At 44.9% G+C, this 13,141-nt stretch carries 13 protein-coding genes; 7 read left to right on the top strand and 6 right to left on the bottom strand.

The window, feature by feature from the left end:
* Positions 1-45 precede the first annotated feature (45 nt).
* A complete protein-coding gene (locus J4N23_RS14185) occupies positions 46-1,677 on the top strand; it encodes a SulP family inorganic anion transporter (RefSeq protein WP_242689240.1) in 1,632 nt (543 codons plus the stop codon).
* A gap of 14 nt (positions 1,678-1,691) precedes the next feature.
* A complete protein-coding gene (locus tag J4N23_RS14190) occupies positions 1,692-2,348 on the top strand; it encodes a carbonic anhydrase (protein ID WP_207428233.1) in 657 nt (218 codons plus the stop codon).
* Between the two features lie 57 nt (positions 2,349-2,405).
* Here the strand turns inward: J4N23_RS14190 and gcvP are convergent, their stop codons facing one another.
* The 3 genes from gcvP to ahcY form a co-directional block, all read right to left on the bottom strand.
* Positions 2,406-5,288, bottom strand: a complete 2,883-nt coding sequence (gene gcvP / locus J4N23_RS14195; protein WP_207428234.1) for an aminomethyl-transferring glycine dehydrogenase — start codon at positions 5,286-5,288, stop codon at positions 2,406-2,408.
* A 104-nt stretch (positions 5,289-5,392) separates the two neighbouring features.
* Entirely contained in the window at positions 5,393-6,115 is a 723-nt protein-coding gene (locus tag J4N23_RS14200) for a pyridoxine 5'-phosphate synthase (protein WP_207428235.1), read from the bottom strand.
* Positions 6,116-6,175: 60 nt separating this feature from the next.
* Positions 6,176-7,492, bottom strand: coding sequence for an adenosylhomocysteinase (ahcY, locus tag J4N23_RS14205; RefSeq protein WP_207428237.1), 1,317 nt, complete (start codon positions 7,490-7,492; stop codon positions 6,176-6,178).
* Between the two features lie 184 nt (positions 7,493-7,676).
* Between ahcY and J4N23_RS14210 the strand changes: the two genes are divergently transcribed.
* Positions 7,677-8,087 (top strand): BrxA/BrxB family bacilliredoxin, encoded by a 411-nt coding sequence (locus J4N23_RS14210; RefSeq protein WP_207428239.1) that lies wholly within the window; start codon positions 7,677-7,679, stop codon positions 8,085-8,087.
* Between the two features lie 119 nt (positions 8,088-8,206).
* On the opposite strand, the gene cdaA is transcribed toward J4N23_RS14210, so the two are convergent.
* Both cdaA and folP read right to left on the bottom strand, forming a co-directional pair.
* A complete protein-coding gene (cdaA, locus tag J4N23_RS14215; protein WP_207428241.1) occupies positions 8,207-8,998 on the bottom strand; it encodes a diadenylate cyclase CdaA in 792 nt (263 codons plus the stop codon).
* Between the two features lie 48 nt (positions 8,999-9,046).
* Complete coding sequence (folP, locus tag J4N23_RS14220; RefSeq protein WP_207428242.1) at positions 9,047-9,910, bottom strand: dihydropteroate synthase; 864 nt, start codon at positions 9,908-9,910, stop codon at positions 9,047-9,049.
* Positions 9,911-9,961: 51 nt separating this feature from the next.
* Between folP and J4N23_RS14225 the strand changes: the two genes are divergently transcribed.
* From J4N23_RS14225 to J4N23_RS14240, 4 genes are read left to right on the top strand one after another with little or no spacing between them, the layout of a single operon-like run.
* The gene (locus tag J4N23_RS14225; RefSeq protein ID WP_207428243.1) at positions 9,962-10,504 is read left to right on the top strand and encodes a DUF1599 domain-containing protein; all 543 of its coding nucleotides are present in this window, start codon (positions 9,962-9,964) and stop codon (positions 10,502-10,504) included.
* Between the two features lies 1 nt (position 10,505).
* The gene (locus tag J4N23_RS14230; RefSeq protein ID WP_207428244.1) at positions 10,506-11,663 is read left to right on the top strand and encodes a BT_3928 family protein; all 1,158 of its coding nucleotides are present in this window, start codon (positions 10,506-10,508) and stop codon (positions 11,661-11,663) included.
* Entirely contained in the window at positions 11,663-12,103 is a 441-nt protein-coding gene (locus J4N23_RS14235; RefSeq protein ID WP_207428245.1) for a DinB family protein, read from the top strand. Before J4N23_RS14230 ends, J4N23_RS14235 begins: the two co-directional genes overlap by 1 nt.
* Positions 12,100-12,609 carry a shikimate kinase gene (locus J4N23_RS14240; RefSeq protein ID WP_207428246.1) on the top strand — a complete coding sequence of 170 codons (510 nt, stop codon included), beginning with the start codon at positions 12,100-12,102 and terminating at the stop codon, positions 12,607-12,609. The genes J4N23_RS14235 and J4N23_RS14240 overlap by 4 nt, the downstream gene beginning before the upstream one ends.
* Here J4N23_RS14240 and J4N23_RS14245 read toward each other — a convergent pair.
* Positions 12,597-13,106, bottom strand: a complete 510-nt coding sequence (locus J4N23_RS14245; RefSeq protein WP_207428247.1) for a phosphoribosyltransferase family protein — start codon at positions 13,104-13,106, stop codon at positions 12,597-12,599. The two genes, J4N23_RS14240 and J4N23_RS14245, sit on opposite strands and share 13 nt — an antisense overlap.
* Positions 13,107-13,141 lie beyond the last annotated feature (35 nt).

Consider the following 13,141-nt stretch of genomic DNA (forward strand, 5'->3'; position numbering starts at 1 on the left):
GGGCAGTAGTATTTTATTGAAATTTTAATTAAAACCTATTTTATTATGGCAGCGAATCGTATGTCTGCATCAACAAATCCAAGAAACCTATTTTCTGCTCAGAATTTAAAGAAAGACCTACCAGCAAGTATTGTGGTATTTCTGGTGGCTTTACCGTTATGTTTAGGTATTGCTTTAGCCTCAGGCGCCCCGCTTTTTGCAGGGATTTTAACAGGTATTATTGGCGGTATTGTCACCGCTTCTTTTAGTGGGTCTCAATTAAGTGTGAGCGGTCCTGCCGCCGGATTGACGGTAATTGTTTTAGGAGCAATCAGCCAGTTGGGAAGTTATGAAACATTTATCCTGGCTGTGTTTCTTGCAGGTATTATGCAGATTGTGTTGGGGATGATAAAAGCTGGAACCATCGCTAATTACTTCCCTTCAGCAGTAATTGAGGGGATGCTTGCAGCGATCGGTATTATTCTTATTCTAAAGCAGATTCCACACGCCGTTGGCTATGACGCTGACTACGAAGGGGATGAAAGCTTTAAATCAGGAAACAATGAAAATACTTTTACTGCTATTGCGACAGCCTTCAGCAGACTTAGCTATGGCGCGGTCATCATCAGCGCATTGTCGATTCTTGTGTTGATCTACTGGCCGAAAGTAAAGAAGTTGGCCGGTGTGCCAGCGGCTCTGGTAGTTGTGGTGATTGGTGTTGTTCTTAACTATGTATTTAAAGGTTCTGAGTTAGAAATCCAGGCGGACCACCTTGTAACGGTTCCTGTAGTAGGTAGCACGGAAGAGTTTTTCAATCTCTTCATCACGCCCGACTTCTCTCAAATAATGCGTTCGGATGTATGGATAGTAGCTGGTACACTAGCTATTGTTGCAAGTCTTGAAACCCTTCTGAGTGTAGAGGCTGTTGATAAGATTGATCCCTTGAAACGGGTTTCCCCTACAAATCGTGAGCTTTTTGCACAGGGAATTGGAAATATGACGAGCGGTTTACTAGGGGGACTTCCGATGACTGCGGTTATCGTTCGTTCTTCTGCTAACGTGAACTCAGGAGCAAGAACGAAGCTAAGTGCTATATTTCACGGCATTTGGCTAACACTTTCATTGCTTCTTATCCCGGGAGTGATTAACAGTATTCCTCTGGCTTGTCTTGCAGCGATACTCTTAATGACAGGATACAAGCTTGCGAGAATTGCTTTGTTCCAGAAAATGTGGAGAGAAGGGAAAGACCAGTTTATTCCGTTCGTAGTGACTGTGCTAGCTGTCGTATTTACTGACTTGTTAAAAGGAGTTGGTATTGGTATGGCTGTAGGTATATTCTATATATTACGTAACAATCTGCGCAACCCATATTTCTATACAATTGGTAGAAACGGAGATAAAAAAGTAATTCATATCAAGCTGGCAGAAGAAGTTTCATTTCTTAATAAAGCTGCGATTCAGTATACTCTGAACCACTTACCTGATGAGTCAGATGTGGTTATTGATGGTACAAATTCCCGGTATATAGATTCTGATGTTCTTGAGATTATTCACAATTTCAAACACAACGCTTACAGCCGGGGGATTATAGTTCAGTTGGTTAACATAAAACACAAGTATGACGTCCCTCAATTGAAGGACTTGATTTTTAAGCCCGAGAAAATCCGCGAGACAGAGGCTGCGCCAGCGAACAATTAAACTATATCACAACAATGAACGCGGAAATCGAAGAAATCGCCAAAACAACCTATGAGCTGTTGCTTGAGGGCAATCGCAGGTTTGTAGAGTCGGAGCTGGAGAATGATCCCGATTTTTTCAAGAAGCTTGCTGCTGGCCAGAGCCCGGAAGTACTATGGATCGGCTGCGCAGATAGCCGTGTTCCTGCTAACGAACTGACGGGCACTAAACCGGGTGAGGTGTTCGTGCATAGAAATATCGCGAATGTTTGTGTCCATACTGATATGAACATGCTAAGCGTGCTCGACTACGCCGTAAACGTATTGAAAGTTAAACACGTAATTGTGGCCGGACATTATGGCTGTGGTGGAGTTATGGCTGCGATGGGAAGTAAACAATACGGTATTATTGATAACTGGCTTCGTCATATTAAAGACGTGTATCGTCTTCATGCGCATGAGCTTGACTTGATAACAGACGAGAAAGCCCGGGCAAACCGTTTGGTAGAATTGAATGTAATCGAACAGGTTTACAACTTATGTAAAACCACTATCGTTCAAAATGCCTGGAAAGAACGGCCGGATTTAGAAATCCACGGATGGGTGGTTGATATCGGTACCGGTTATGTAAAGGATTTGAAAGTGTCTTGCAGTGGTACAGCAAATCTTGGAAAGGTATTTACATTAGACTAACCGGGAGAAAATAATGGTATAAAACAAAAGGGGGCGAATTATTCGCCCCTTTTTGTTTTATACTGTTTCTTCCTCATACGCTTCCAGCGGCGGACAAGAGCAGATAAGTGTTCGATCCCCGTAGGTATCATTCACGCGGCCGATAGAAGGCCAGAATTTGTGCTCTCTCACGTAAGGAAGCGGGAATACCGCCTGCTCTCTTGAGTAAGGTCTGTCCCAGTTGCTGTCTGTAGCAACAGTAACGGTATGTGGTGCATTTTTAAGAGGATTGTTAGCCTTGTCCATCCCTCCGCTTTCCACTTCGCTTATTTCCTGGCGGATAGCAATCATGGCGTCACAGAAGCGGTCTAGCTCATGTTTGGGCTCTGACTCTGTAGGCTCTACCATCAACGTTCCGGCTACCGGGAAAGAGACGGTAGGTGCATGGAAGCCATAGTCCATCAGTCGTTTGGCAATATCTGTTACTTCAATATCAGCGTTTTTGAAAGCCCGGCAGTCCAGGATCATTTCGTGTGCGCAGCGGCCGTTTGCTCCTGCATAAAGCACTGGATAGTGTTGCTCCAGTCGCGCTTTAATGTAGTTCGCGTTCAGGATAGCGTACTTGGTAGCATTTGTTAGGCCTTCGGCTCCCATCATAGCGATGTAAGCATGGGAGATAAGCAGGATCGAAGCCGATCCCCAAGGCGCTGCTGATACAGCATGAATGGATTTTCCTCTTTCAATATCTACCACCGGGTGACCGGGAAGGTAGGGAACCAGGTGTTTAGCCACTCCGATCGGACCCATACCTGGACCGCCTCCTCCGTGAGGGATACAGAAGGTTTTGTGCAGGTTCAGGTGACAAACGTCTGCACCGATATTTGCAGGACTGGTAAGTCCCACCTGTGCGTTCATATTCGCGCCGTCCATATAAACCTGTCCGCCATTTTCATGGATAATGTTGCAGATCTCAATGATTGACTCTTCAAAAACTCCGTGTGTGGAAGGATAAGTCACCATCAGACAGGAAAGATCCTCTTTGTGTTCTTCAGCTCTTGCCCGCAGATCTGCTACATCAATGTTTCCGTTGATGTCGCATTTTACTACGACGATCTTCATTCCTGCCATGGCCGCTGAAGCGGGATTGGTTCCGTGAGCAGAAGAGGGGATCAGCGCTACGTTGCGATGTCCTTCACCCCTGTCGATGTGGTAAGCACGGATCACCATCAGCCCCGCGTACTCTCCCTGAGCACCAGAATTAGGCTGGAAGCTCATGGATGCAAAGCCGGTGATTTCGCTCAGCCAGTTATTCAGCTCGTCGATCACCTGCATATAGCCTCCCACCTGGTCGGTTGGAGCAAAAGGGTGGATCTTAGAAAAATGGTTCCAGGTAACCGGTATCATCTCGGAAGTGGCGTTCAACTTCATTGTACAGGAACCCAAAGGAATCATGGAGTGACAAAGCGAAAGGTCTTTCGCCTCCAGTGATTTGATATAACGGAGCATCTCATGCTCAGAGTGGTGCGTGTTGAAAACCGGGTGAGTGAGAAAGTCGCTGGTTCTGATCAGCTCTGCAGGAATTCTTGCTGCCAATCCTGTTTTGATTCTATCAAAATCTACATCATTGATGCTTTTAGCCTTTACTTTTGCAAAAAAGCGAACGATGGTAGTGATATCTTCCAGGCTGGTTGTCTCATCAAGTGAGATCGTGACTACCGAACCCTGATAATGAAGGTTGATGTCGTTGTTTAGCGCTTCGGCATGGATAGGACCGGCAAGATGGCCCACATCCAACCGCAGTGTATCAAAATACTGTTCGTTTTCCTGTTTGTAGCCTAAAGCTTCCAGCGCATCGGAAAGCACTACTGCCAGTCCGTGCACCCGCTCTGCAATTTTCTTCAAGCCGTCCTGCCCATGGTAAGCAGCATACATACCAGCCATGATGGCCAGCAGTGCCTGGGCTGTACAGATATTGGAAGTCGCCTTATCCCTGCGGATATGCTGCTCGCGGGTTTGAAGTGCCATGCGAAGGGCATAGTTGCCGGCAGAATCAATAGTTACCCCGATAATCCTTCCGGGGATGGAGCGCTTGTACTCTTCCTTGGTAGCAAAGTAAGCGGCATGAGGACCACCAAATCCCATCGGCACACCAAACCGCTGCGTGTTTCCCACCACAATGTCTGCACCCCATTCTCCCGGAGGAGTAAGCAGAGCAAGGCTGAGGATGTCCGCTACCACGGTTAGCTTGATGCCTTTTTCATGTGCTGCTAAGGCAAAATCTTTGTAGTTGTAAACTACTCCATTTCCTGCCGGGTACTGTACGATAGCACCAAACATCCTCTCTGTAAGCGCTACTGTTTGATGATCCCCCACCTGCACTTCAATCCCGTAAGGGGCTGAACGGGTTTTAAGGATGTCGATGGTTTGCGGGAATAGCTCCTGGGAAACGAAGAACACATTTGACTCCTTGTTCTTCCGCAGAGAATACTGCATGAACATCGCCTCTGCTGCTGCAGTTCCTTCATCCAGCAAAGAAGCATTGGCGATCTCCATCCCTGTCAGATCAATCACCATCGTCTGGAAGTTCAGCAAGGCCTGAAGTCTTCCCTGCGAGATCTCTGCCTGATAAGGGGTGTACTGGGTATACCATCCCGGATTCTCGAAGATGTTCCGCAGAATAACGGGTGGTGTTATGGTATCGTAATATCCTTGTCCGATGAAGGATTTGTAGACTTTGTTTTTTAAGGAAACCTGTTTAAGATACTTCAGGTAATCGTACTCGCTTTTCGGCGTCGGAAGATTTAAAGGAGCTTTAAGTCGTATTTGTTGAGGTACGGTTTGGTCAATCAGTTGATCCAGCGAGTCTGCTCCAACTGTCTTTAACATCTCTACCGTCTCTTTTGCACTTGGAGCAATGTGTCTTGCTTCAAATTTCTCCTGGAAATCAATGTTTAATGTCATGAAAATGAGGTATAAAAAGAAGCCGCAAAAGTACTTATTTTGCGGCCCATTTTCAATTGACAGCGGTCATTATTTTAACAATCCCAGAAAAAATTAAGGCAGTATTATAATTTGCCCAGGCGTCGCAGGTACATCTGAATAGTGTTCTGCAAACCACTGTAAAGTGCATCCGAAATTAAAGCGTGTCCAATGCTCATTTCAAGCAGGCCGGGGATATGATCAGCAAAGTATTTCAGGTTATGAAGATCCAGGTCATGACCTGCATTTAAGCCTAAGCCAACTTCCTGCGCTACTTTTGCGGCTTCTATGTACGGGGCGATAGCTTGTTCCTTATTTGTATGGTACCCCCGCGCATAGGCTTCGGTGTAGAGCTCAATTCGGTCGGTGCCTGTTGTTGCCGCTGCTTCTACCATTTTCGGGTTAGGATCTACAAAAATCGATACCCGGATTCCGGCTTCCTTAAACTGGGGAATCACATCCTTCAAGTACTCTTGATTAGCGATGGTATCCCATCCATGGTTTGAAGTTATTTGTCCCAGCACGTCTGGAACGAGTGTAACCTGAGCCGGTTTGTTTGCCAATACCAGCTCAATAAACTTCTGCTCCTGACAGTTACCTTCGATGTTCAGCTCGGTTTTGATAACGGCTTTTAAGTCGTATACATCCTGATAGCGGATATGCCGTTCATCGGGACGGGGGTGAACAGTGATCCCTTCGGCTCCAAAGTGTTCGCACGCAAGCGCGGCTTTCACCAAGTCTGGATTGTTGCCTCCCCGGGAGTTACGAAGAGTGGCAATTTTGTTGATGTTTACTGAAAGCTTAGTCATAGCCCAAAAATAAGAAAACCCCGACGGATGGTCGAGGTTTTCAATATAAGATTGGTATTCTTAATATCTGTAAGCTTCTGGCTTAAATGGACCTTCCACATTTACACCGATATATTCGGCCTGGTGAGGATCAAGTGCATCCAACTCGACACCAATTTTTGCAAGGTGCAGACGAGCTACTTTCTCATCCAGATGTTTTGGAAGCGTATACACTTTGTTCTCATACTTGCCAGGGTTCATCCAAAGCTCCAATTGAGCAAGGGTCTGGTTAGTGAATGAGTTTGACATTACGAAAGATGGGTGACCAGTTGCACAACCAAGATTCACCAGACGGCCTTCCGCTAACACGATCACATCTTTACCATTGATAGTATATTTATCCACCTGAGGTTTGATCTCAATTTTCGTGTTACCGTAGTTTTCGTTTAACCAGGCCATGTCGATCTCGTTATCGAAGTGACCAATGTTACAAACGATAGCTTTGTCTTTCATCGATTGGAAGTGCTCACCACGAACGATGTCACAATTTCCGGTAGCAGTCACAATAATATCCGCTTCCTTAACTGCATTCGAGAATTTCTTTACTTCATAACCTTCCATGGCTGCTTGTAACGCACAGATCGGGTCAATTTCAGTCACGATAACACGAACGCCTGCATTACGAAGTGAATCGGCAGAGCCTTTACCAACATCGCCATAACCTGCAACCACAGCTACTTTACCCGCCATCATTACGTCAGTAGCACGACGAATTGCATCTACTAATGACTCGCGGCAGCCGTATTTGTTGTCAAACTTAGACTTGGTTACAGAATCGTTTACGTTGATAGCCGGCAAGTGAAGCGTGCCATTTTTCATACGCTCGTACAAGCGGTGAACACCTGTAGTTGTTTCTTCCGATAAACCTTTGATACCCGCGATCAGTTCAGGATATTTATCAAATACCATGTTGGTTAAGTCGCCACCATCGTCCAAAATCATGTTTAATGGTTTGCGATCCTCACCGAAGTATAAAGTTTGTTCAATACACCAGTCGAACTCTTCTGCATTCATACCTTTCCAGGCATAAACAGAAATACCGGCAGCCGCAATTGCAGCAGCGGCATGATCTTGAGTGGAAAAGATGTTACAAGAAGACCAGGTAACTTCCGCACCAAGTTCTACTAAGGTTTCGATTAATACCGCAGTTTGGATGGTCATGTGTAAACAGCCTGCAATACGTGCACCTTTCAGCGGCTTTGAAGCGCCAAATTCAGCACGAAGAGCCATAAGGCCCGGCATCTCTGCCTCTGCAAGTTCAATTTCTTTACGACCCCACTCTGCTAGTGAGATGTCCTTAACTTTATAAGGAACATAAGTTGTCTCTACTGATGACATAGTTATTGTTTTAAAATTTGTCTGCAAAATTACCTGATTGGTAAATGAATATCAACTCAATAGCTCCATTATCTGTTAGCAATGAGAAATGTGACAAATCATTGATGCCCTTTACTTTCAGCTTTCGCGTTATACGCCTAATTTTGCAGAAGGTTTGAAATTGAACTTTAAATTAAAATAAGATATGTATCCAGAATATTTAGTTGCCCCAATGCGGGAAGAGCTTACCAAAGAGGGATTCGTGGAGTTGAAAACTCCGGAGGAAGTAGATTCAGCTATTAATACTGAAGGCACGGTGTTCGTTGTTGTAAATTCAGTTTGTGGTTGTGCGGCTGCAAATGCTCGTCCCGCTGCACGTGCTGCAGTTCAGGGAGGAAAGCGCCCCGACAAACTTGTTACTGTTTTCGCAGGAATGGAAAAAGATGCGGTTGATAAGGCAAGGAGTTATATGCTTCCTTTTCCTCCATCATCACCGTCAATGGCACTCTTTAAAGATGGTAAGCTTGTTCATATGATTGAACGTCACCAAATCGAGGGTCGCCCGGCTCAAATGATCGCTGATAATCTGGTAGGCGCCTTTGATCAGTACTGTTAGTTGGAATAAAGCAGGATTAAATAATAATGTTTAAGTCTGGCCAGAGAGGCCGGACTTTTTTATGTCTAATTTTTCAAACCTCACAGAGGACTCCCAAACTACTCTCATAAAAGTTCTGTCTAGATATGCGAGGCAAGAAGGCGCTCTAAATCGTCCGGATTTACATTCATTTTTACCCGTCCTTGTTTTGCATAGGAGATTTTCCCGGTTTCTTCCGAAACGATAACAGCCACCGCGTCGCTCATTTCTGAAATCCCAATTCCTGCCCGATGTCTCAACCCAAAATGAGGCGGAAGTTTTTCATTGTCCGTCAAGGGCAGAATACAGCTTGCACATCTTATTTTCCCCTCTGAAATCACCACCGCTCCATCATGCAGCGGACTGTTTTTCTGAAAGATACTCTCTAATAATCTTTTAGAGATGATAGCGTCCATCTGTTCCCCGCTGTTTTGATAATATTGTTCGTCAAAGTATTTGGCAAAGACAATCAGGGCGCCGGTTCTGGTTACCTGCATATACTTACAGGCATCGATGATGGGCTTTAAGGAGATGACCGCACTTTTTTCTACCTCTTTCTTACTTGCAAACACTGTCTTCCACAATCTATTTCTGTGTAGGGATGCATTTTTGCCGATAAGAAGGAGGAATCTTCTGATTTCCTGCTGGAAAACGATAATGAGGGCAAGCACGCCCACGCTTACGAAGCCGCCTAAAATCTGGCTAAGCAATCGCATCTGCAGTTCCTTGGTAACTACGTATACCAGGTAGATGATGACCAGACCCAGTAAAATGTTCAGAGCAATAGTTCCCCGGATCAGATTGTAGACGTAGTAGATGATGATAGCAACCAGCACTATATCTATAAAGTCGAGAAAGCGTATATCAAGAAAGCTTAGATCGAGTCCTTCCATTGCGCTGAAAATAACAATTTTTTGCGGAAGTAGCGTTGCCAGGGTAAACTAGCCTCTGTCGTTCAAAGCTTGAAATAGACGTATCGTTTGTACTGCTTCCCTTACGTCGTGCACTCTCAGAATACTCGCCCCTTTTTGCAGAGCGACGGTGTTCAAAACGGTGGTGCCATTCAGGGCTTCGTCGCTTTGTATATTCAAGGTTTTCCAGATCATCGACTTCCTGGAGAGGCCAGCCAGAATGGGAATGCCCAAGATTTTCAGAGAGTGGAACTGATTCAGTAGTTCAAAGTTTTGGTCGATCGTTTTAGCGAAACCAAAGCCGGGGTCGGCAATCACATCAGTTACACCCAGCTCTTTTAAGCGGTTCAACTTTTCGCCAAAATAAATAAGAATCTCTTTGATTAGATCGTCATATTGGCAAAGATTCTTCATGGTTCGAGGTGTGCCTTTCATGTGCATAAGGATGTAAGGTACGTGCAGCTCTGCTACTGTCTCAAACATCTTCGCGTCAAGCTCTCCTCCCGAAATATCGTTCACCATATGAGCGCCTTCAAGGATGGCCGCCCTGGCAACTGCTGACCGAAATGTGTCAATTGATAAAATACTTTCCGGAAACTCTTTAACAATAGCCTTAACTACCGGTAGCAATCGCTCCAGCTCTTCCTCTTCGGTGATATCCGCTGCACCGGGGCGGGAGGAGTAGGCGCCAATATCGATGAACGTGGCTCCATCCTGAAGCATTTGTTCCGCTGTTTTCAAGCCCTGTTCTACCGAGCTGACTCTGCTGCCTGCATAGAAAGAGTCGGGAGTTATATTGAGAATGCCCATCACCCTTGGCGTGCCTAAGTCCAAAAGTCGTCCTCTGAAGTTAATCGTTCTCTTTACGTTAAAAAGTGTATTTTTATCCGTCATAAACCTCAAAATACCGGTTTATTCATCGTTTAATCAAATAAATAATACGTTTTGGCTGCGAACACTTCTGAAGAATATGATGCGGTAATTAAGGTCTGCAGAGACCTGTTCATAAAGAAAACCAAAGACTACGGTACTGCCTGGAGAATATTGAGACCGAGCTCCATTACTGATCAGATTTTTATAAAGGCGCAACGCATTCGTACCCTTGAGGAGAAAGGGGTCTCACTAGTGGGAGAGGACATTAGTTCAGAATACATCGGGATTATTAATTACTGCATCATCGCAATGATTCAATTGGAACTCGAAGAGGATGCCCCTGCTGAAATTCCAGTAGAACAAATAGCTGCATGGTACGATGAGAAGGCTAAGGAGACAAAAGAGCTGATGTTTGCAAAAAACCACGACTACGGTGAAGCCTGGAGGGATATGCGGGTGAGTTCCCTGACAGACTTGATCCTGATGAAAATACTTCGCGTAAAGCAGATAGAAGACAACCAGGGGAAGACGCTTGCTTCTGAGGGAGTGAAAGCAAACTACCAGGATATGCTAAACTATTCTGTTTTTGCCTTAATTAAGTTAGGTCTTAAATAACATGAAGAAAGCACTAATTCTTATTTGCCGCCTGGTTGTAGGCGTACTCTTTATCTTTTCGGGGCTAATTAAAGCCAACGACCCACTCGGTTTTGGTTACAAGCTTCAGGAATATTTTGAGGTCTTTCACATCAGCTTTTTAAATGACTTTGCTACGGGGATGTCGATTGTCATCTGTGCTTTAGAAATTATTTTCGGAGCTGCATTACTACTTGGAATACGGGCGGTGCAGGTAAGCTGGGGATTACTGCTAACGATCGTCTTCTTTACGTTTTTAACGTTCTACTCTGCTGCCTTTGATGTGGTCAAATCTTGCGGTTGTTTTGGCGATGCCATTCCACTTACCCCGTGGCAGTCCTTTGCGAAAGATATTGTACTCTTAATTCTTATCCTCGTTATCTTTTTCAATCGACAGAGTATTCATCCCCTGTTCAAATCTCCGGGGGCTCAAAAGGCTGCACTAACTGTAATCAGTGTGCTCGCGTTTGGATTTGGCTGGTATACCTACAGCTATCAGCCGGTCGTTGATTTTCTTCCCTACCACGTTGGCGCCAATATTCCAGTCTCTATGAAAATTCCGGAAGGGGCCCCGCTGGACGAGTATGAGATAGTATATGTGTTAAAACATAAGAAGTCGGGTGAAAGTAAAACCATGACAGATAAGGAATATATCGACAGCGGTATCTGGAAAGATGAAAACTGGGAGGTGACAGGAGAACCCGAGAAGAAGTTGATTAAGGAAGGTTATCAGCCGAAGATAAAAGACCTTAGAATAGCGGACAGTCAGGGTACAGATTACACAGCAGAGCTGATGGAAAATCCCTATTACAATCTTTTAATTGTCGCTTATCGTCTGGAGGATACAAATATAAACGCTTTAGGCGATTTAAACGCGCTGGCAATTAATGCTGCCGAAAACTATAACATTCGTACTGCGCTGCTCACTTCAGATTCTCCTGCCAATGCCAGTCAGTTCCAGAAGGCGAATCGTCTGGTAATGGAGATTTTTTATGCAGATGCAGTTCCCCTGAAAAGTATGGTGAGATCTAATCCGGGACTATTGCTGTTGAAGGATGGAGTGGTGGTTGGAAAATGGCCGGCAAGGGCATTGCCTACTTATAAGGACTTGGAAGAGACTTATTTTAGTAAAGATAAATAATGGTAAAAGAGCTGATTAACTATACTCGGATTGCCGACAGAGCAATACTTGATACGTTTTTGCAAACTGAACTCTCTCTTCCCGAGGCTGAATGTTTATTCGGGCACATTTTGAATGCTCAGCATGTATGGCTGGCAAGGATAAATGGACAGCAGCCAAGGTACGAGCCATTCTCGCCGCAGCAAAAAAGCGACTTTGAAAGTCTGCACCTCGAAAATTCCGAGGGACTGATCCAAATGATGAATCAGGATCTGTCACGAGAGGTCGAATATCGGAACACGAAAGGAGAGGCATTTTTTAATACCGTCGAAGACATGCTGATCCAGGCCTTGAATCATAGTACCTATCACAGGGGACAAATAGCCACTCAATTTCGCTTGAATGGGTTAGTGCCGCCAACTACAGACTATATATTTTTTAAAAGAACAGGCCTGCTTTGAAGATATTTTTAATTGGCTTTATGGGTTGCGGTAAGACAACCCTGGGAAAGAAGTTAGCATCTAAAATGGACTACGCGTTTATTGACGTGGACAAAGAGTTTGAGAACCAGACGGGGACAACAATAGCAGCGTATTTTGCCGCTCATGGCGAAGACGGATTCAGAAGGAAAGAAAGTGAAGTGCTGCAACAAACAGACTATCCGGAAAAGTCTATAATTGCCACTGGGGGAGGAGCTCCCTGTTTCTTTGACAATATGGATTGGATGAATAAAAACGGGTTAACCCTCTATCTTTCGCTGAGCCCGAAAGCATTGGCAAGCCGATTGGAAGGAGCAGCAGAAGAGCGTCCGCTGATCAAAGGCCTTAAAGGACAACAACTGGAAGATTTCATAGCAGGAAAACTGGCTGAACGAGAGGCCTACTATAACAAAGCAGAACTGGTGATTGCCGGACTAAATCAAACGCCTGAGAAGGTGGCGCAGATTGTCGAACCTTATCTCAAATAAACTGCGTCTTCCGTTTCGTTGCCGTCAAGCAACACGTCTACATGCTCCTTGATCACCGTGGCCAGCTCCAAGCCGGTAAAGTCGGGCGTGAGGGGGAAGATGCGATGGCTGCGGTTTACCAACACCGCCGTTCTGAGCTTTTTAAGCGGAATATCAAGAAATACCCCAAGGCCATAGGCTAAAGTTCTCCCGCTGTTTAGGACATCATCTACCAGTACCACTACTTTGCCGGTACATTCATCTACGTTGATGTCGGTTTTTGCCTGAAAGCTTGACACGTGCTTGTTGATTTCAATCTTCATCAAAAGCACATTTATTCCTGAGATTTGCTCTATCTCCCGCTTCAACCTTTCAGCTAATATAAAACCGTAATCGGCGATACCTGCCAGCACAATACTTTCTTCATCGAGATTATCTTCCCAGATCTGATAAGCGATCCGGGTTATTTTCTGTTGAATTTGCACTCTATCAAGAATCAGTATCTTTCTGTCAGGCATCCTTAAAACTAATTTTGGTTGAAAATAGATATTTC

Origin of the sequence: Pedobacter sp. SYSU D00535, from assembly GCF_017355855.1 — a bacterium.
Lineage (GTDB): Bacteria > Bacteroidota > Bacteroidia > Sphingobacteriales > Sphingobacteriaceae > Desertivirga.

Excerpts from the sequence above, each read along its gene's own strand:
- J4N23_RS14185 (WP_242689240.1), top strand. The coding sequence starts at position 46 with ATGGCAGCGAATCGTATGTCTGCATCAACAAATCCAAGAAACCTATTT.
- J4N23_RS14190 (WP_207428233.1), top strand. The coding sequence starts at position 1,692 with ATGAACGCGGAAATCGAAGAAATCGCCAAAACAACCTATGAGCTGTTG.
- gcvP (WP_207428234.1), bottom strand. The coding sequence starts at position 5,288 with ATGACATTAAACATTGATTTCCAGGAGAAATTTGAAGCAAGACACATT.
- J4N23_RS14200 (WP_207428235.1), bottom strand. The coding sequence starts at position 6,115 with ATGACTAAGCTTTCAGTAAACATCAACAAAATTGCCACTCTTCGTAAC.
- ahcY (WP_207428237.1), bottom strand. The coding sequence starts at position 7,492 with ATGTCATCAGTAGAGACAACTTATGTTCCTTATAAAGTTAAGGACATC.
- J4N23_RS14210 (WP_207428239.1), top strand. The coding sequence starts at position 7,677 with ATGTATCCAGAATATTTAGTTGCCCCAATGCGGGAAGAGCTTACCAAA.
- cdaA (WP_207428241.1), bottom strand. The coding sequence starts at position 8,998 with ATGGAAGGACTCGATCTAAGCTTTCTTGATATACGCTTTCTCGACTTT.
- folP (WP_207428242.1), bottom strand. The coding sequence starts at position 9,910 with ATGACGGATAAAAATACACTTTTTAACGTAAAGAGAACGATTAACTTC.
- J4N23_RS14230 (WP_207428244.1), top strand. The coding sequence starts at position 10,506 with ATGAAGAAAGCACTAATTCTTATTTGCCGCCTGGTTGTAGGCGTACTC.
- J4N23_RS14235 (WP_207428245.1), top strand. The coding sequence starts at position 11,663 with ATGGTAAAAGAGCTGATTAACTATACTCGGATTGCCGACAGAGCAATA.
- J4N23_RS14245 (WP_207428247.1), bottom strand. The coding sequence starts at position 13,106 with ATGCCTGACAGAAAGATACTGATTCTTGATAGAGTGCAAATTCAACAG.